The organism is Winogradskyella thalassocola (assembly GCF_900099995.1).
In the GTDB taxonomy this organism is placed as follows: domain Bacteria; phylum Bacteroidota; class Bacteroidia; order Flavobacteriales; family Flavobacteriaceae; genus Winogradskyella; species Winogradskyella thalassocola.
In genome coordinates, this window is sequence record NZ_FNCZ01000010.1 from 21,058 (window position 1) to 41,123 (window position 20,066).

Annotated in this window: 18 protein-coding genes; 16 read left to right on the forward strand and 2 right to left on the reverse strand. The window is 33.6% G+C overall.

Going from position 1 to position 20,066, the window contains the following annotated elements; all coding sequences use genetic code 11:
* Window positions 1–141: 141 nt before the first annotated feature.
* The 6 genes from BLT80_RS17230 to BLT80_RS17255 all read left to right on the forward strand — a co-directional run bounded on the left by BLT80_RS17230 (window position 142) and on the right by BLT80_RS17255 (window position 5,958).
* The gene (locus tag BLT80_RS17230) at window positions 142–888 is read left to right on the forward strand and encodes an electron transfer flavoprotein subunit beta/FixA family protein (RefSeq protein ID WP_092470293.1); all 747 of its coding nucleotides are present in this window, start codon (window positions 142–144) and stop codon (window positions 886–888) included.
* An 82-nt stretch (window positions 889–970) separates the two neighbouring features.
* A complete protein-coding gene (locus BLT80_RS17235; protein ID WP_092470295.1) occupies window positions 971–1,933 on the forward strand; it encodes an electron transfer flavoprotein subunit alpha/FixB family protein in 963 nt (320 codons plus the stop codon).
* A 188-nt stretch (window positions 1,934–2,121) separates the two neighbouring features.
* Window positions 2,122–2,739 (forward strand): bifunctional nuclease family protein, encoded by a 618-nt coding sequence (locus BLT80_RS17240; protein ID WP_092470297.1) that lies wholly within the window; start codon window positions 2,122–2,124, stop codon window positions 2,737–2,739.
* Window positions 2,740–2,755: 16 nt separating this feature from the next.
* Window positions 2,756–4,555, forward strand: coding sequence for a NupC/NupG family nucleoside CNT transporter (locus tag BLT80_RS17245; RefSeq protein WP_245710291.1), 1,800 nt, complete (start codon window positions 2,756–2,758; stop codon window positions 4,553–4,555).
* A 155-nt stretch (window positions 4,556–4,710) separates the two neighbouring features.
* The gene (locus tag BLT80_RS17250; RefSeq protein ID WP_092470503.1) at window positions 4,711–5,535 is read left to right on the forward strand and encodes a thymidylate synthase; all 825 of its coding nucleotides are present in this window, start codon (window positions 4,711–4,713) and stop codon (window positions 5,533–5,535) included.
* A gap of 9 nt (window positions 5,536–5,544) precedes the next feature.
* Complete coding sequence (locus BLT80_RS17255; RefSeq protein ID WP_139181098.1) at window positions 5,545–5,958, forward strand: hypothetical protein; 414 nt, start codon at window positions 5,545–5,547, stop codon at window positions 5,956–5,958.
* 63 nt (window positions 5,959–6,021) lie between these two features.
* On the opposite strand, the gene BLT80_RS17260 is transcribed toward BLT80_RS17255, so the two are convergent.
* Window positions 6,022–6,318 (reverse strand): isoamylase early set domain-containing protein, encoded by a 297-nt coding sequence (locus BLT80_RS17260; protein WP_092470303.1) that lies wholly within the window; start codon window positions 6,316–6,318, stop codon window positions 6,022–6,024.
* A 297-nt stretch (window positions 6,319–6,615) separates the two neighbouring features.
* On the opposite strand from BLT80_RS17260, the gene BLT80_RS17265 reads away from it, so the two are divergent.
* The 3 genes from BLT80_RS17265 to BLT80_RS17275 all read left to right on the forward strand — a co-directional run bounded on the left by BLT80_RS17265 (window position 6,616) and on the right by BLT80_RS17275 (window position 12,219).
* Window positions 6,616–7,548, forward strand: coding sequence for a dihydrofolate reductase (locus BLT80_RS17265; protein WP_092470305.1), 933 nt, complete (start codon window positions 6,616–6,618; stop codon window positions 7,546–7,548).
* A gap of 182 nt (window positions 7,549–7,730) precedes the next feature.
* Window positions 7,731–8,615 carry an ABC transporter ATP-binding protein gene (locus BLT80_RS17270; RefSeq protein WP_092470307.1) on the forward strand — a complete coding sequence of 295 codons (885 nt, stop codon included), beginning with the start codon at window positions 7,731–7,733 and terminating at the stop codon, window positions 8,613–8,615.
* Window positions 8,616–8,637: 22 nt separating this feature from the next.
* Window positions 8,638–12,219: a M1 family aminopeptidase gene (locus BLT80_RS17275; RefSeq protein WP_092470309.1), complete on the forward strand. Its 3,582-nt coding sequence runs from the start codon at window positions 8,638–8,640 to the stop codon at window positions 12,217–12,219.
* Between the two features lie 105 nt (window positions 12,220–12,324).
* On the opposite strand, the gene metK is transcribed toward BLT80_RS17275, so the two are convergent.
* Window positions 12,325–13,614, reverse strand: coding sequence for a methionine adenosyltransferase (metK, locus tag BLT80_RS17280; RefSeq protein WP_092470311.1), 1,290 nt, complete (start codon window positions 13,612–13,614; stop codon window positions 12,325–12,327).
* 333 nt (window positions 13,615–13,947) lie between these two features.
* On the opposite strand from metK, the gene BLT80_RS17285 reads away from it, so the two are divergent.
* From BLT80_RS17285 to BLT80_RS17315, 7 genes are all read left to right on the forward strand, one after another.
* A complete protein-coding gene (locus BLT80_RS17285) occupies window positions 13,948–15,153 on the forward strand; it encodes a polysaccharide lyase family 7 protein (protein ID WP_175455642.1) in 1,206 nt (401 codons plus the stop codon).
* A gap of 32 nt (window positions 15,154–15,185) precedes the next feature.
* Entirely contained in the window at window positions 15,186–15,596 is a 411-nt protein-coding gene (locus BLT80_RS17290) for an RrF2 family transcriptional regulator (protein ID WP_092470315.1), read from the forward strand.
* Between the two features lie 124 nt (window positions 15,597–15,720).
* Window positions 15,721–15,981, forward strand: coding sequence for a DUF2061 domain-containing protein (locus BLT80_RS17295; RefSeq protein WP_092470317.1), 261 nt, complete (start codon window positions 15,721–15,723; stop codon window positions 15,979–15,981).
* Complete coding sequence (locus tag BLT80_RS17300; RefSeq protein ID WP_092470319.1) at window positions 15,978–16,598, forward strand: phosphoadenosine phosphosulfate reductase domain-containing protein; 621 nt, start codon at window positions 15,978–15,980, stop codon at window positions 16,596–16,598. Before BLT80_RS17295 ends, BLT80_RS17300 begins: the two co-directional genes overlap by 4 nt.
* A gap of 9 nt (window positions 16,599–16,607) precedes the next feature.
* On the forward strand, window positions 16,608–18,695 hold the full coding sequence (locus tag BLT80_RS17305) for a HEPN domain-containing protein (protein WP_092470321.1): 2,088 nt from the start codon (window positions 16,608–16,610) through the stop codon (window positions 18,693–18,695).
* 10 nt (window positions 18,696–18,705) lie between these two features.
* On the forward strand, window positions 18,706–19,485 hold the full coding sequence (cobA, locus tag BLT80_RS17310) for a uroporphyrinogen-III C-methyltransferase (protein WP_092470324.1): 780 nt from the start codon (window positions 18,706–18,708) through the stop codon (window positions 19,483–19,485).
* Window positions 19,486–19,487: 2 nt separating this feature from the next.
* Window positions 19,488–20,066: a precorrin-2 dehydrogenase/sirohydrochlorin ferrochelatase family protein gene (locus tag BLT80_RS17315; protein ID WP_092470327.1), complete on the forward strand. Its 579-nt coding sequence runs from the start codon at window positions 19,488–19,490 to the stop codon at window positions 20,064–20,066.

Genomic DNA, 20,066 nt, shown 5'->3' on the forward strand with positions numbered 1-20,066 from the left:
TTTAAATTTTTGAAAAATTGATAGTTTAATAGAAAATAATTGAATTTTTATAAAATATACTATGCGTGCATAGTAAAATTCAAATTATTATTTTTATCTTCGTACTCAAGAAAAAAGACGTTTAAAATAAATCATTTATATATGAAAATATTAGTATGTATTAGTCATGTGCCTGATACAACCTCAAAGATTAATTTTACGGATGGTGATACAAAATTTGACACCAATGGTGTTCAATATGTCATCAATCCTAATGACGAATTTGGTTTAACACGTGCCATGTGGTTTAAAGAAAAACAAGGTGCAAGTGTAGATGTTGTTAATGTTGGTGGAGCAGAAACAGAACCAACGTTAAGAAAGGCCTTAGCCATTGGTGCAGACTCTGCAATTAGAGTAAATACATCTGCTACAGACGGTTATGCAGTTGCTAAACAATTAGCTAAAGTTGTGAATGATGGTGGTTACGATTTAGTTATAGCTGGTAGAGAATCTATTGATTATAACGGCGCAATGGTTCCTGGAATGTTAGCAGCAATGATTAATGCTAATTTTGTAACTAATTGTATAAGTTTAGAGGTTGATGGTACCAACGCTAAAGCGGTTAGAGAAATCGATGGAGGAAAAGAAACCGTTAGTACATCTTTACCTTTAGTCATTGGTGGGCAAAAAGGATTAGTTGAAGAAAGTGATCTTCGTATTCCAAATATGAGAGGTATTATGATGGCTCGTAAAAAACCGTTAACGGTTGTAGAACCAACTGACGCTAATGCAGAAACTAAAGCTGTTAGTTTTGAAAAACCAGCTCCTAAGGGTGCGGTTAAGTTGGTCGATGCCGATAATATAGACGAATTAGTAAACTTACTTCATAACGAAGCTAAAGTTATATAAAAAAAACAAATCTCAAATTCCAAAATCCAATCGCTCAGTCTTTGGGATTTGGTGCTTGAAATTTTAAATTTTAAAAAATATTATGTCAATTCTAGTATATACAGAATCCGAAAACGGAAAATTTAAAAAGGCGGCTTTAGAAGTGGTATCTTATGCTAAAGCTGTTGCAGATCAAATGGGAACTTCAGTAACTGCTGTGGCTGTTAACGCGGATGATGCAGAAGTGCTTGGAAACTATGGAGCCTCTAAAGTACTTTTAGTAAAAGACGAGTCTTTAAAAGCATTTAACGCCCAAAAATATGCAGGTATCTTAGAAGATGCTGCAAAAAATGAAGGTTCAAAAGTGGTTGTAGTCAGTGCAAGCGCCAATAGTAAATATTTAGCACCGTTATTAGCTGTAGGTTTAGATGCAGGTTATGTGTCTAATGTTGTTGCAGCACCATCTAACGTATCACCATTTACAGTAAAACATTCAGCATTTACAAATAAAGCATTTGCTAATACAGAAATAGCTACTGATGTAAAAATTGTTGGTTTATCTAATAATTCATTCGGATTGGTAGAGTCGGGAGGCAATGCTTCTGTTGAAGACTTTTCTCCTTCAATTTCAGAATCTGGTGTTACTGTAGAGTCTGTAGATAAAGCGACCGATAAAGTAAGTATTGCAGATGCAGAAATCGTTGTTTCTGGTGGAAGAGGATTAAAAGGTCCTGAAAATTGGGGAATGATTGAAGAACTTGCAGAGGTTTTAGGAGCAGCAACAGCATGTTCAAAACCAGTATCTGATTTAGGATGGAGACCACATAGTGAACACGTTGGTCAAACAGGAAAACCTGTTGCATCTAACCTTTATATTGCTATTGGTATTTCTGGAGCTATTCAGCATTTAGCAGGTATTAACTCGTCTAAAGTAAAAGTGGTTATCAATACAGATCCAGAAGCACCTTTCTTTAAGGCAGCAGATTATGGAGTTGTAGGTGATGCATTTGAAGTTGTACCAAAATTAATCGAAAAATTAAAAGCTTTTAAAGCTGCAAACGCATAATTTTATTACCTTGTAGTCTTCAATACCAAATCCGTAATAAAATCGATGAGGTATCAATAAGGACTGTTTAAATTTAGAAGTTCTCTTATTCGCTTACGTTTTATCGAAAGTATGAGGGAAATTAACCAAATCTGCATAAAGCAGTTGGTAAAGTCCAAATTTAAACAGTTCTTTGTGTTTTATAAATTATGAGTTTAGTTCGTTTAAATATCAAAGGCATTTCATACAGTCAAACCCAAAATGGTGCCTACGCTTTAATACTTAATGAAGTAGATGGTGACCGAAAATTGCCAATAGTTATTGGTGCTTTTGAAGCGCAATCCATTGCTATTGCTTTAGAGAAGGAAATTCGTCCTCCACGTCCTTTAACTCACGATTTATTCAAAAACTTCTCAGATCGTTTCGATATTGTTGTTAAGCAAGTTATTATTCATAAATTGGTTGATGGTGTGTTTTATTCAAGTTTAATTTGCGAACGCGATAAAATTGAAGAAATTATCGATGCTAGAACGAGCGATGCTATTGCATTGGCTTTACGTTTTCAAGCACCAATATTTACCTACAAAAATATTTTAGATAAAGCCGGAATCTATCTTAAAGTCAATCCTAAAAAGGAAGACGACGAAGAACAAGATAGTATTCTTGTAGATGATCTTATTGTTGAAGAGATTGAAGCTGCATCAGCAGAACAAGAAGGTTATAAAAATAAATCCATAGAAGAACTTAATACACTCTTAGAAGAAGCGGTTAATAATGAAGATTATGAAACGGCTGCTAAAGTAAGAGACGAAATTTCTAAACGCTAACTAACACTTATTATTTATGAATCAGTTTTTCAAGGTTTTTCTCGCTATTTTTATTGGGTTTTCATCAATTACAGCACAAGAACTTGAGAAGCCAAAAAATGATTCCATTTATATTGACGATGTCAAAGAAGTACCAGTATATCTAACTAAGATTGAGGATTTAAAACTTAATAATTGGCAGTTGTCTCAACATGTCATTTATGAAAACTACCCAGACAGTATTCAAGATCATAAAAAGTTTGCGAAAGGTAAAGAATATCTTAATTTACATAAAAACGGACAATACAAATCAGTACTTAATGGTAGTCTCAATGAAGGAGTTTGGCTTCAAAATAATAACCTTTTAGTCTTTAAGCAAAAAGTACCAACTGCTGTTGATATTTATTATGAAGTTTTGAAGCAAGACGCTACCACTTTACAACTGAAAAAGGATAATACAGTCTTAACCTATGTCTCAGAATCACATCCAAACTACCTAGTTTTAGATGCGCCAATTAGTGTTATAATTGAAAGTGAAGGTTTTACATTCAATAGTTTCTGGCGTGGAGTTTTAGGTATGATTTCATTAATATTTATAGCTTATCTATTTAGTAGTAATCGTAAAGCGATAAACTGGAAAACGGTAGGAATTGGTTTAGCTTTTCAACTCATTATAGCTATCGGTGTACTGCGAGTTGATTTTATAAAAAATATATTTGAAGGCATAGGACAAGTATTCATAAATATTTTAGACTTTACAGGAGCAGGTAGTGAATTTCTATTTAGTGGAGTTATGGATGTAAATTCTTATGGTTTTATTTTTGCATTTCAAGTTTTACCAACAATTATATTTTTCTCTGCATTAACTTCGGTGCTTTTCTATCTAGGTATTATACAAAAGGTTGTAAAAGCAATGGCTTGGTTGTTATCTAAAACTTTAAAAATATCGGGTGCCGAAAGTTTAAGTGTCGCAGGAAATATCTTTCTTGGTCAAACCGAAGCACCTTTACTAATTAAGGCGTATTTAGAAAAAATGAATAAGTCTGAAATTCTCCTTGTTATGATAGGTGGAATGGCAACGGTTGCAGGTGCTGTTTTGGCGGCTTACATTGGATTTTTAGGCGGTGATGATGCTGAGTTACGACTATTTTATGCCAAACATTTATTAGCAGCTTCAGTAATGGCAGCTCCTGGAGCTATTGTAATTTCGAAAATATTATTTCCACAAACAGAAGACGTCAATACAGATGTTTCAGTGTCACAAGAAAAAATTGGTGCCAACCTTCTTGATGCTATAGCAAATGGAACAACAGAAGGTCTAAAATTAGCTGTAAATGTTGGGGCAATGCTTCTTGTATTTGTTGCTTTTATAGCCATGATAAATGGTATTCTAGGTTGGGTTGGAGATATAACGACCTTAAATGGTTGGATGGCAGCAAATACACCTTACCCTAGCTTTTCTCTTGAAGCTATTTTGGGAACTGTTTTTGCACCATTGATGTGGTTAATTGGAGTTGCGAAAGAAGATGTGATGATGATGGGCCAACTTTTAGGTATTAAATTAGCAGCCAGTGAGTTTATTGGTTACATTCAATTAGCAGATTTAAAAAATGCTGCAAATACAACGCATCTAACGTACGAGAAGTCTATTATTATGGCCACTTATATGCTTTGTGGATTTGCTAATTTTGCTTCTATAGGAATTCAAATTGGAGGTATTGGTTCTTTAGCTCCAGGACAGCGTACACAATTGTCTAAATTTGGAATGAAGGCTTTAATCGGAGGAACAATTGCTTCTTTAATTTCTGCGACTATCGCGGGAATGATTATTGGGTAATAGAATTATAAAAAAAATATTTCACATATACTAAAGCATCAGATATCACATTTGATGCTTTTTTTCTTATTTTCGTATTGCTGATAATCTAGTCAGTAATTTAGAATTACAGTAAAGTTTAATTAAAAGAGATTCCCACTTTCGTGGGAAATGTTATGAAGCAATATCACGATTTAGTAAAGCATATTTTAGCAGAAGGAAACGAAAAAGGTGATCGTACTGGGACAGGAACGAAAAGTGTTTTTGGTTACCAAATGCGTTTCGATTTAAGTGAAGGATTTCCAATGGTAACGACTAAAAAGTTACATTTAAAATCTATTATATACGAATTGCTTTGGTTCTTAAAAGGAGACACTAATATCGATTATCTTACTGAAAACGGTGTAAAAATATGGAATGATTGGGCTGATGAAAACGGTAATCTTGGACCCGTTTATGGTCATCAATGGAGAAATTGGGCAAGTGAAGATATTGACCAAATTAAAGAAGTCATTACAACTTTAAAAAATAATCCAAATAGCCGTAGAATGTTGGTTTCTGCTTGGAATCCTTCAGTTTTACCGGATACATCAAAATCATTTTCAGAAAATGTCGCTAATGGAAAAGCAGCTTTACCTCCTTGCCATGCCTTTTTTCAATTTTATGTTGCTGATGGAAAATTATCTTGTCAACTCTACCAGCGAAGTGCAGATACGTTTTTAGGTGTGCCGTTTAATATTGCGTCTTACGCCTTATTTACGATGATGATGGCTCAAGTTTGTGGTTACGAAGCAGGTGATTTTATCCACACTTTTGGTGATGCTCATATTTATAATAACCATAAGGAGCAACTAGAATTACAATTGTCTAGAGAGATTAGACCATTACCAAAGATGATTCTGAATCCAGAGGTAAAAGATATTTTCGATTTTAAGTTTGAAGATTTTACATTGGTTGATTACAATCCGCATCCACATATTAAAGGTAAAGTTGCCGTATAAATTTATTTAATGAGATATCTAGTTTTAGTAGTAACGTTTCTTTGTAGCTTGTTTTTAAGTGCCCAAGATAAAGAAGATGCAACATATCCTGTGTATAGAGGGTGTAACCAAGAATTAAGTTTTGAGGAGACAAAACAATGTACTTCAGATAAAATTATAGATTATATTAAAGTGAGTTTTAATTATGAACTCGCTGATAAAGTCTTTCCAACGGATTTAACGACTCAATTCCATGTCGAATTTGTTATAAATAAGAAGGGCAAAACGGAGCAAATAAATGTCAAGGCACATCACAAAGCGATTGCTGTAGACGTTATTCAGCTTATAAAACGAATGCCAAAATTTAAACTGCCAGGAACAAGCAATGGAAAATCTGTTGAGACACGCTTTAGTGCTTTAATGACGATTCGGTTATTAGGATGAATAAAAAAAGCGTCTCGATTAAATTTGAGACGCTTTTTTTATGTTTTGTTTTATAGAAATATCCTATAAATTGATAACGCAGTTTTCTTCTCCTGCAAATTCGTTAAATGCATAAGAATCAGCTTGGTCATCATTGATGTAAGCGCCATCTACAATATATCTAAATTCGTAAGATGTATCTTTTGCTAAATCTAGAGTACCTTTAAAAATACCGTTTTTTTGTTTTTTCAATTCAGTAGCTTCAGTATTCCACTCGTTAAAGCTTCCAACAACTGCTACACTTTTTGCCTCTTCTGCAGGAACAGAAAATGTTACCTTACAAACTGGCTTACTTTTTAAATACTGTTTTTTAATTGCCATAATAATATAAAATATAAATTTATTTATGAGTACAAAAGTATAAAAGAATACAGCAAAAAATATCTATTAAATATCTAAAAACTAAAGAATTATCAATTTCGTAGTATCGCAATTATTTTTCGTTTAAGAATGTAATATTTATATACTTATATTATAAGATTAATAACATAAGATTGATTTGCTTGATATCTGATAATCAGCTATATCGTTTTCGATTATCACGCTATGTTAATCTCTTACAATCACAATTAAGATTTTCTAAAAAAACAAGTATCTTTATCTTATTAAATTACGATCATGTTCGGTAAGAAAAAGCAAGTTACAACTATAGATAAAGACCAGTTAGAGCTCATAGAAAATGCTCAAAAACGCATTAGGCAAAAGAAACGTTTGTATGTGCATTTTGTGATTTTTTTAATTGGTGCTGTCTTTTTGATTTTAGCAAATACGGTACTAGGAATTGGAAAGGATTTTAAAATTGCAGGTGTTGATTGGTTTGTCTATGCTATTTTAGCATGGTTTTTTCTATTTATCTATCACTTTGTTAGCGTTTTTATTACCAATAAATTTATGGGTAAAGATTGGGAGAAACAACAGTTAGAAAAATTGGTGAATCTACAAGAAGTACGCATAGATAAGTTAAAACAGAATCTTGTTAAAGAGGAAACTAAAATTGCGCAGACACAAGTTTATACCGAAACGAGTAAGAAAGACAGTATAGCACAAAAAAAAAAGACATCTGAACTAACTATTATTGTGGCCGCAGGTGAAGATAATGCTATAGGGAAAGACAACGATTTAATATGGCACCTAAGTGATGATCTTAAACATTTTAAGTCCTTAACTAACGGTCATCATATTATTATGGGACGTAAAACGTTTGAAAGCTTTCCAAAACCCTTACCAAACCGTACTCATATTGTTATTACAAGGCAAGGCAATTATAAAGTTCCTAGTGATGTTATTGTTGTTAATTCACTTGATGATGCATTAGATGCAGCACGATTAGATAAACAGCCGTTTATTATTGGTGGTGGAGAAATCTATAAGCAAGCGATGTCTTTAGTGGATAAGCTTGAAATAACACGCGTACATGCTGAGTTTGAAAATGCCGACACTTTTTTCCCGGAAATTGATGACACTATATGGCAAGAAGTCAATAGAACAACGCATGATGCTGATGAAAAGCATGCGTATGCGTTTTCGTTTATTACCTATTTAAGAAAGTAACACTTATTTTTTTACGAATTTACGAAACTCAATTTCTTAACTGAGTAGGCAACCATTTGCCAAATTTTTGCGTCTTTAATTATAAAAGGATACCTTATTGGAAATTAAAAAGTTACGGTTAGTGTAACACTTTTTAATATAGGCCGTCTTATTTATAACTAATCAACCAAAAAAATCTTTTCATGAGTACGCTAAAAATCAATAATTTATCAAAAACATATGCTAATGGTGTCAAAGCTTTAGATAATGTAAGTCTAGAATTGGAAAACGGTATGTTTGGACTTCTAGGTCCAAATGGCGCTGGGAAATCTTCATTGATGCGAACACTAGCCACATTGCAAGAAGCCGATTCTGGGACAGCTACTTTGGATGATATTGATATTTTGAATCAGCCTGCGGAATTACGCAAAGTCTTAGGTTATTTGCCACAAGAATTTGGAGTATATCCTCGTATTACTGCAGAACAATTGCTAACTCACTTAGCCATTTTAAAAGGAATCACCAATAAATCTGAACGCAAGGAACTCGTTAATTATTTACTAGACAAAGTAAATCTTTACGAAAAACGCAACAAATCAGTTAAAGGTTTTTCTGGCGGAATGAAACAACGCGTTGGTATCGCACAAGCATTAATAGGGAATCCGAATTTAATTATTGTAGATGAGCCAACTGCAGGTCTAGATCCTGGTGAACGTAATCGTTTTTACAACTTATTGGCAGATGTAGGCAAAGATGTTATAGTTATTCTCTCAACACACATTGTAGATGATGTAAGAGAGTTGTGCACTAAAATGGCAATTATGAATTTAGGAGAAATTGTATATCATGGTTCTCCACAGTCTGCAATAGAAGACTTAAACAGTAAGGTATTTAAAAAAATAGTTAGCAGAGATGAACTTCAAAATTATGCTAACGATTATAAAGTAATTTCAAATAAAATGGTAGGTGGACAACCATTGATTCATGTGTTTAGTGAAGCGCATCCACAAAATGGATTTGAGCCCGTTGCTCCTGGTCTAGAAGATGTCTTCTTTTCTAAAATCAACACATCAAACGTACTTGTTTAATCCATCTTAACTATTTGAAATCATGTTTAAAACATTCTTTTTATCGGAATTAAAATATACGCTTAAGCAACCTATGGTGTATATTTTCATATTCATTCTAGCATTGATGGAATTCTTTGCTACAGTGAGCGACAATGTTCAAGTTGGTGGAGCTATTGGTAATGTCTATCGAAACTCACCTTATACAATCACGATACATGTGACTATATTCTGTATTTTTAGTCTCTTAATGGCTGTCGCATTCTTTAATAATGCAGCTTTACGAGATCATAATAACGAATTTAATGAAATACTTTTCACAACTCCTTTAAGTAAACCTGGTTACTTTTTTGGTCGCTTTTTTGGTGCCTTATTTGTATCGACATTACCACTGCTTGGTGTTTTTATAGGAATGCTTTTGGGTACTTATATGAATTCAATTTTTGGTTGGCTAGATACGTCACGCTATGGCGATTTTTATCTCGAAACCTTTATAAACAACTACCTTTTGTTCATTTTACCGAATATGTTCCTTGCCGGAACTGTGATTTTTGCAATGGCAAATAAATGGAAGAGTACAGTTATTTCTTTTGTTGGTGGACTGGTAATTATAGTGGCTTATATCGTTTCAGGCTCACTAATGTCTGATGTAGATAATGAAACCATTGCTGGTTTAACAGATATCTTCGGAATCAATACATACGCTATTGAAACCAAATATTTTACACCAGCCGAAAAAAACACAATTAGTCCAGGTTTTTCAGGAATTCTATTTTGGAATCGATTAATATGGATTAGTGTTGGTCTTATAATTTTAATGATCTCGTACTTTAGTTTCTCTTTTAAAAAGAAGAATCAAAAAATTAAAAAGGAAAAGGTAAAAGCATCTACAGGAGATACTGTATTTTCACTTCCGAGCTTAAATCCTTCGTTCTCAAATGCTACAAATTGGGTTCAATTTAAAAGTTTCTTTTACACTAACTTTTTAAGTATTGTAAAGAGTGTTACTTTCAAAATTTTATTTCTGTTCTGTATTATTATTCTTGTTGCAGATTTAAGTGGAGGTTTTGAATATTTTGGACTTCAATCTTACCCATTAACCTATAAACTTATAGACTCAATAAAAGACAATACAGACATCTTTATTATTATCATTGTTGTGTTTTTTAGTGGCGAATTAATTTGGCGCGATAGAGATTATAAAATTAATGAAGTCATAGATGCTACAGCACATACATCTTTTATATCTATGGCTGCGAAAGCATTATCACTCGTATGTATCGCTTCCATTTTAAATATTTTCTTTTTATTCATTGGTGTTGTTTACCAATTACTCCACGGATTTACACGTATAGAAATCGATGTTTATCTTTTAGATTTCTTTTATGATAATCTTCCGCTTTTTATTGCCTTTGGAGGTATAACTATATTAATTCAGGTATTGGCGAGCAATAAATATATTGGGTATTTTATTTCCATATTAGTACTTCTTGTTTGGGAAATTGTACTTAGTATAATGGACTTAAACTCTAATATGTTAGATGTTGGTGGTGGACCTTCTACATATTACTCAGACATGAACCGTTTTGGGCCAGGAGTTAAAGGTGCCTTATGGTTTAATCTCTACTGGGCATTGTTTGCCGTTTTAGGATTACTCGTTGCTGGTGCTTTATGGAATCGTGGTTCTAAAAGTTCTCTATTAAGCCGATTTAAAACAGCCCGTAAGGAAGTTCCTAAAAGCTACAGAAGCGTTATTGTCGTTGCCTTAATTGCTTGGCTTGGAGTGGCTAGTTTTGTGTATTATAATTCCCAAGTTTTAAATCCATATCGTTCTAGCGATACGACTGAGCAATTGATGGCAGAATTCGAAAAGAAATATAGCAAGTATAAAGATGCTGAGCATCCTAAAGTAACTGATGCTAAGTATTATATAGATATTTTTCCGAATAAAAGGGATATCCATGTCAAAGCAGATATAGCATTAACCAATGAATCTGATGTAGCAATTGATTCGCTTCACTTCTTTAATGGTGAAGGTTGGGATACAAAACTAAATATTCCCAATGCAAAATCGGTTTATAAAGACAGTATTTATTTATATACAATTTATAAATTAAGTCCAGCTCTGCAACCAGGAGAAACGATAGTAGTGAAATTAGATAATAAATATATTACTAACGGATTTCAAAACGGAACTGGTAATACTATGATTGTTAAAAATGGAACTTTCTTTAATAATAGAGAAATCCTTCCAACTATGGGTTATAATGAGGCTTATGAAATTGGTGATAAAAACACGCGAAAAAAATATGGACTTGAGCCAAAAGAACGTACCCCAAAATTATCTACTGAACTCAACGAATTACACAATCGCAATTATCTAAATAATGGTCAATCTGATTTTATTAATGTAGAAACTGTGATATCTACAATAAAAAGTCAAACCGCTATCGCTCCAGGATCTCTCATAAAAAAATGGGAAGAAAACGACAGACGCTATTATCATTATAAAACAGATACACCTTCGTTAAATTTTTATGCTTTTATGTCGGCTGATTACGAAATCAAAACACGTAAATGGAATGGTATCGATATTGAAGTTTATTATGACGAAAAACATCCTGAAAATGTGGATATGATGTTAGACGCTGTAGAACGGTCTTTAGCTTATTATACTGAGAATTTTGGACCTTATTTTCATAAACAATGTCGTATTATAGAGTTTCCACGTTACGCTTCTTTTGCGCAAGCATTTCCGGGAACGATGCCATATTCTGAAGCCATAGGATTTGTCATTAATCTTGAAGATGAAACAGGAAATAACGTCGTTGATGCTGTAATTGCTCACGAAATGGGTCACCAATGGTGGGCACACCAAGTTATCGGTGCTAATATGCAAGGAGGTACTATGATGAGTGAAAGTTTTTCGGAATATTCGTCTCTAATGACAATTAAAAATATTACTGAGAATCCGATGAAAATGCGCGAATTTTTAAAGTACGATCACGATCGTTATTTAAGAGGTCGAAGTGGAGAACGTGAAAAAGAATTACCCTTATATAAAGTGGAAGATCAAGGTTATATTCACTATGGAAAAGGAAGTTTGATTTTATATGCATTACAGGATTATATTGGTGAAGACAAAGTAAACTTGGCAATGAAGAATTTCTTAGAGGAGTATCGCTATAAAAAACCACCTTATCCAACATCTTTAGATTTCTTAAGACATTTAGAACCTCAGGTACCTGATTCTTTAAACTATTTAATTAACGATTGGTTCAAAGAGATTACATTATATGATAACCGTCTTAAAGAAGCGAATTATAAAACCCTTGATAACGGTAAATACGAAGTGACTTTAGAGATCGAAAGTTCTAAAATAAAATCGGATAGTTTAGGAAACGAAACTCAAACCGCTATAAACGATTGGATAGATGTTGGTTTCTTTATGGATGATGCTGAAGAACGTTTATATAGTCAAAAACGTGTAAAGTTTAATAAAGAGAAATCATCGATTACGATGCAGTTAGATTCTTTACCAGTAAAAGCTGCAATAGATCCAAGACATCTTTTAATAGATCGTGTTTATAACGATAATATTAGAAGCATTAGTTTAGAAGAGTAAATAATGCTTACTAGTTTAAACAAAAACACCCTAACTTAATTTTAAGTTAGGGTATTTTATTATATGTTATAATGATCTAAGATCTAACCTATTTCAAAATAAAAATTAAATTTCAAAAGCAACTTTTACCTTATCAACATAATCTAATTTTTCCCAAGTAAATAACTCTACGTCTAATGTAATAGGTTCTCCATTTGGTTGCTGAAACGATTTAGTAACCACTTCGTTCTGTCTTCCCATGTGACCATAAGCCGCAGTTTCGCTATACATTGGTTGACGTAATTTTAAACGTTCTTCAATAAAAGCTGGTCGCATATCAAATAGGTTTTCAACGGTTTTTGCAATCTCACCATCTGTCAAATTAAAATGACAAGTACCATAAGTATCAACAAAAATACCCATTGGTTTAGCAACACCAATAGCATAAGAAACTTGTACTAAGATTTGATCACATAACCCAGCAGCAACTAAGTTCTTAGCAATATGTCTTGTTGCGTAAGCCGCACTTCTATCTACTTTACTTGGATCTTTTCCAGAGAAAGCTCCACCACCATGTGCACCTTTTCCTCCGTAAGTATCCACAATAATCTTACGACCTGTTAAACCAGTATCACCATGAGGTCCACCAATTACAAATTTCCCTGTTGGGTTAATGTGGTAAGTAATATCATCATTAAATAAGTCTTGAATGTGCTCAGGTAATTTAGCAATAACTCTAGGAATTAATATTTCAATAATCTCTTTTCTGATTTTAGCTAACATTTCATCATCTGCAGCTGCAACATCAGCTTGAGATTGTGATTTAGGTGATACAAAATCATCATGCTGCGTAGATACCACGATAGCGTCAATACGCTGTGGGACATTATCGTCACTATATTCTATAGTAACCTGACTTTTAGAGTCTGGTCTTAAGTATTTAATGTCTTTATTCTCGCGACGTAACTCAGCTAATTCTATTAGAATTCTGTGTGATAAGTCTAAAGCTAAAGGCATGTAATTTTCGGTTTCGTTGGTTGCATAACCAAACATCATACCTTGGTCACCAGCACCTTGTTCTTCTTTTGAGGCTCTGTCTACACCACGATTAATTTCTTCAGATTGCTCATGAATGGCAGAAAATACTCCACAAGAATTGCCATCAAACATATAAGCACTTTTAGTGTAGCCTATTTTGTTAATGGTATCTCTTGCTATTTTTTGCACGTCTAAATACGTATTAGATTTAACTTCACCAGCAAGAACAACTTGTCCTGTAGTTACTAAAGTCTCGCAAGCAACTTTCGATTCTGGATCAAAAGCTAAAAAGTTATCGATTAGAGCATCACTAATTTGATCTGCTACTTTGTCTGGATGTCCTTCAGATACACTTTCTGAAGTAAATAAATATGGCATATGTCCTATGTTTAGGTTATATTAAATCTACGGAAAAATTTCAGATTGCTTGGTCGCTAGAGAAGTAGAAAACTTACTGCTTTAGCATTTTTTGTTTCAGCAGAATAAAATTCCGCGTCAGAGGTTGCAATCAGATCAAATTTTTCCTCTCAATTTTTGATGGTACAAAAGTAGAAAAATTATATGAAATGAGATTTTAATTCTCTTTTTTTATGAGTTTATTAGGTTTTGAATTATTTTGAAAGCATATTTCATGTAGAAAGTTTAAGTAGTTACTTCGATGTTTTTTAGGTTTCTATGATCTTTAGATGTTATTTTTGTAAAAAACAAATTATGAAATTAGTACACATTGTTTTTACACTTATAATTACGACAGTTCTATTTAGTTGTAGTTCTAAGGATGCCGAAGAAGAATCGGTAGTAGAGAATTTAGTTGTAACTTCAGTTTCAGGGTTTTCTGGAAACGAAGAAACACAGTCTGTGAGTGTAATATCTAATTTAGATTGGAGCGTAAGTTCAGATTCTAACTGGATTACTACAACACCTTCAAGTGGAACTAATAGTGGAGCAATAGCAATTTCTGTAGAGACAAACCCAACTTATAATGATCGTTCAGGAACTGTAACAGTTTCGGGTGGGACTATGTCAAGAGATGTAGCAATTACACAAGCCGCTGCAGAAGAAACCAACGGAACCTTAGACCCAAATAAAACACCTTCAGAAAATTTTGATTTATCCACTTGGAATTTAAGTATTCCTGAAGATCAAGGGAATGGTACAGCAACAACTATATCGGTTAGTCAGATTAACAATAACTATGAAAATAGTAGTTATTTTTATACGGCAGCTGATGGTGGTATGGTTTTTAAATGTCCAGTAGATGGTTATAAGACTTCTGAAAATACAAGTTATACAAGAGTAGAATTACGCGAAATGCTTAGAGGTACAAATACAAGTATTAGTACACAGGGTGTTAATGGAAATAATTGGGTATTTGGTACTGCTCCAATCGCTGATATAAATGCAGCAGCAGGTTATGATGGAGAAATGAATGCTACGCTTGCAGTAAACCATGTCACAACAACAGGGAGTAATAGTCATGTCGGGAGAGTCATTATTGGACAAATACACGCTAATGATGATGAGCCTATTCGTATATATTATAGAAAACTGCAAAATAATGCCTTAGGTTCAATTTATTTTGCCCATGAACCTACAGATGGAAATGGGGCGGAACAATGGTATGAAATGATTGGTTCTAGAAGTAACAGTGCGTCTAATCCTGCGGATGGAATTGCGCTTAACGAGGTGTTTAGTTATAGGATTAAAGTTGTTGGTGATGATTTAACAGTTACAATCATTAGAGAAGGAAAACCAGATGTTGTTGAAACTGTAAATATGGTAAACAGCGGCTTTAATGTGGGAGGACAATACATGTATTTTAAAGCTGGAGTATATCAAGGGAACAATTCTGGAGATGATGATGATTATGTACAGGCAACTTTTTACGCTTTAGAAAAAACACACACTACAAATTAGTAAATAGTGTTAAAAATACTTATCATAGCACAATGCTTTCAAAGAAAACAAAATACGGAATAAAAGCCTTGGTGCACTTAGCACGACAGAAAGATCGTGTACCTGTTCAAATATCTACGATTTCAAAAACAGAAAATATATCTCAAAAATTTCTGGAAAGTATATTGCTAACCTTAAGAAAAAACGGAATGTTAGGCTCTAAAAAGGGCAAAGGAGGTGGGTACTATTTACTAAAGGACCCAAAAGAAATTCCTATGACCACCGTAATGCGTTTATTAGAAGGGCCAATTGCAATGGTGCCTTGTGTGAGTTTAAATTTTTACGAAAAATGCGCGGACTGTATAGACGAAGATGCATGTGCGGTAAATAAATTGATGCTTAAAGTGCGCGATAATACGCTCGAAATATTCCGTAATACAACCTTAGCTGATTTGTCTAATTAGCATATTCCCAATTTTTTAATCCTTTTTTTTCGAAATAATTAGAGTTTAAACTGTAATTAATTTATATGTTTGCATTATCCTAGTAAATCTATAGGGTAAAGAGAATATAAAATTAATAGCAATTATGAATCGTGTATTACAAGCAGATTTAAGTTTAGAAAATGATAAACAAGAATCTAATACTACTCAAGAAAATATTAAACGCAGCATTGTAAAAACTATAAGTTGGAGAGTTGTCGGAACATTAGCGACAGTAACCATTTCTTATCTAGTTACTGGGACTTTGGCCTTAGCGTTTTCAATTGGAGGTATAGAATTAGTATCTAAAATGGTGCTTTATTTCTTTCATGAACGTACTTGGAATTCTATAAAGTGGGGAAAATGATAGACATAGATATAGACGTTTGGAATAAAAAATTACGAGATAAAACTCCGAATGAAATTGCAGAATGGGCTTTAAAATTATCTGATAATAAAATTGTGACGACCAGTTTTGGCATCTATTCTTCGGTATTATTAAGTACTATGTCTCAACTCGATAAAGATATAAGAGTCGTGTGGTGCGATACCTTATATAACCAACCGAGCACGTACGAACATGCGTCTCAATTAATAGAAAAATATAATCTTAATATTCTAAAATATCAAAGTTTATATACTCGAGAAGAGATTGATTCTACTATTGGATTACCAAGTTTAGAAGATGATAATCATGCGATTTTTTCAGAAGCTGTAAAGCTAGAGCCATTTAGACGTGCCTTAAAAGAACAGAATCCAGATGTGTGGTTTACAAATATTAGAGTAAGGCAAACTGAGTATAGAGATAAGAAGGATATTTTAAGTTTCAGTAAAGACGGTATTCTTAAAGTGAGTCCATTTTACTATTGGAGCGATTCGGATTTAGATCAATATATAGAGGATAACCAATTAGCGAAAAACAATTATTATTTCGATCCTATTAAAGCACTTCTCAATAGAGAATGTGGTATACATTTTCAATAAATAGAACAGATGCAGAGTTTTAGAACAGAATTAGAAAATCCAGTAGTACAAAAGGATATCCTTGAATTAGCCAATAAAATTGAGCTTTTTCAAAAGGGGAAAATTGACGAAGAAAAATTCAGAAGCCTCCGTTTGGCTAGAGGAATTTATGGTCAACGCCAAGAAGGTGTACAAATGATTAGAATCAAATTACCTTATGGTAAAGTTTTGAGTCATCAATTGCGTCGTATTGCTGAAGTTTCAGATGAATATTCTAGAAGCCGCTTGCATATTACAACACGTCAAGATATTCAAATTCATTATGTGGATATCAATAGAACACCAGAACTTTGGGCCGAATTAGAGCGCGATGATGTCACTATCAGAGAGGCTTGTGGTAATACGGTTAGAAATGTCACCGCATCTGAAACAGCAGGTATTGATCCTAACGAACCTTTTGATGTTTCTCCTTATGCAGATGCCTTATTCAAATTCTTTTTACGGAATTCTGTGTGTCAAGAAATGGGTCGAAAGTTTAAAGTATCCTTTTCGGCTTCAGATGAAGATACAGGGTTATCGTACATGCACGATTTAGGTTTTATAGCTAAAATTGAAAATGGAATAAAAGGTTTTAAAGTAATGTTAGGTGGTGGTTTAGGTTCGCAACCAAGACATGCCGATTTGTTTTATGAATTTTTGCCGTCAGATAAAATTATTCCTTTGATGGAAGGAGTTTTAAGAGTGTTCGATCGTTATGGAGAACGTAAAAGTAGAGCCAAAGCACGACTTAAATTCTTAATAAAAGATTTAGGATTAGAAGCGTTTAAAGTTTTGGTTGAAGAAGAACAAAATGCCATAGAATTTAAAACAGTTACGATTGACGATACTAATTATAAAGTTTCAAAACCAGTTTCTGTAACGGCTCCAAATGTAGAAATTAAACATACGGAGGCGTATAATTTATGGAAATCGACCAATGTAATTCCTCAAAAACAAGAGGGGTATGTTGCGATTGGAATCAAAGTTTTATTGGGTGATTTCTACACTGATAAAGCACGCTTATTAGCCGATTTGGTTGAGTACTATGCGGCAGGTGAATTGCGATTGAGTTTACGTCAGAACATCTTAATTCCTTTTGTGAAAGAAGATTTGTTACCATTTTTTTATGTTGAATTAGAGAAGTTAGGTTTCGTTGAAGCGGGTTATAATAAAGCTGTCGATATAACAGCATGTCCTGGTACGGATACTTGCAACTTAGGGATTGCAAGTAGTACTGGGATAGCTGAAGAATTAGAACGTGTTATTAAAACGGAGTATCCTCAATATCTCGAAAATTCTGATTTAATGATTAAAATTAGTGGTTGTATGAATGCTTGTGGACAACATAATATGGCAAATATCGGTTTTCAAGGGATGTCAATTCGGACAAAAGATAAATTAGTAGCTCCGGCATTGCAAGTACTTTTAGGTGGTGGAAATCTAGGAAATGGAAATGCGTATTTCGCTGATAAGGTGGTTAAAATTCCGAGTAGAAGAGGGCCAGACGCTTTAAGAAGAATCTTAAATGATTTTGAAGCGAATGCAGAAGGCAAACAATTCGTCGACTATTACAAAGAAAAAGGCGAAAAGTATTTCTATCACTTATTAACGGATCTATCGGATACTGAAAATTTAACTCAAGAAGATTTTATCGATTGGGGAACAGAAGAACAATATGTAAAAGCCATCGGAATTGGAGAATGCGCCGGAGTCGTTATCGATTTAATCGCCACACTATTCCTAGAAAGTGATGAGAAAATTGAAGAATCAAAAGAGGCGTATGCTAACAAAGTGTATTCGAGTGCGATTTATGAAGCGTATCGTTCTATGGTAAATTCAGCAAAAGCCATTTTGCTTTCAGAAAATATCAGCACTAACACCCAAGCTGGCATCATTTCACAATTTGATGAACTTTTTGTAGAAACTAAAAAAATAGAATTAGGAACATCTTTTTCAGATCTTATTTATCAAATCAAAGTATTTCCACCAACTAAAGACTTTGCCAATAATTATATAAACGCAGCAGAACAATTTTTAAAAAGTGTCAGAGCTTTTAGAGATACACAAGTTGTTGCATAAAACTAAGAGTATGACACCAAGATTAACCATAGTAGGCGCAGGCCCAGGAGATGTAGATTTAATTACTATAAAGGCCATTAAAGCCATAAAATCTGCAGATGTCATTATGTATGATGCACTTGTAAATGTAGAATTGTTACAATACGCAGCGCCAAATACAGAGTTAATTTTTGTTGGTAAACGAAAAGGGTGTTATGCGTATCAGCAAAATCAAATTAACGAATTAATAGTGCAACGCGCTTTAAGATTTGGTCATGTGGTGCGTTTAAAAGGTGGTGATCCTTTTATTTTTGGTCGTGGTGCAGAAGAATTAGATTATGCTAAAGAATATGCCATTGAAGTAGCTGTTGTTCCTGGTATTTCGTCGTCGGCTGCAGTGCCAGCATACCAAGGTATTCCATTAACGAAGCGGAATGCCGCTGAAAGTTTTTGGGTAATTACAGGAACCACAAAATCCCATGAAATTTCTAGTGATATTGCTTTAGCAGCAAAATCGACAGCTACTGTGGTTATTTTAATGGGAATGAGTAAGCTTTCCGAAATTGTTCAGATTTTTTCTAAGGAAGGTAAATCTGAAACGGCAATTGCAATCATTCAAAATGGAACTAGACCGAATGAAAATGTAGGTATTGGTAAAATGTCTAATATCGAAGCTATTGTCGAAGACAAACAATTATCAAATCCTGCAATTATCATCATTGGTGAAGTCGTGAATCAGCGCGTCGATCTTACAGATATTTATACCAAAGCAGATTTAGCAAAGTATAACATACAGAAACAAACGGCTTAGTTATGGAACGGAATAATTTATATCCCATCTTTTTAAAAGCTAAAAATCTCAATGTTTTAATTGTGGGTGGTGGCAATGTCGCAGAAGAAAAATTAACGTTTCTTTTAAAATCGAGTCCAGATGCAAATGTTACTATGGTCTCACCAATGTATAGAGAAGGAACGATTGCAATGGCTAACACCGGAAACGTAAAACGTGTTGACGATATTTATAAAAACGGCTATTTAAAAGATCACCATATAGTCATTGCAACAACAGATCAACCTGAAGTAAATATTAAAATATATAAGGATTGCCGTTCGCAAAACAAATTGGTTAATGTAGCAGACAATCCGCCATATTGTGATTTTTATATGGGAGGCATCGTCACAAAAGGCAATGTAAAAGTGGCGATTTCTACTAATGGACAATCACCAACCACAGCCAAACGATTACGTCAGTTTTTTGAAGATGTAATTCCAGAAAACATTGATGATTTAGTAAAGAATCTCAATATATATAGAAAAACAATTAAAGGGGACTTTGAGCAGAAAGTTGAAAAATTAAACGAATTCACTAAAGGTTTAGTCGAAAAAATGTAG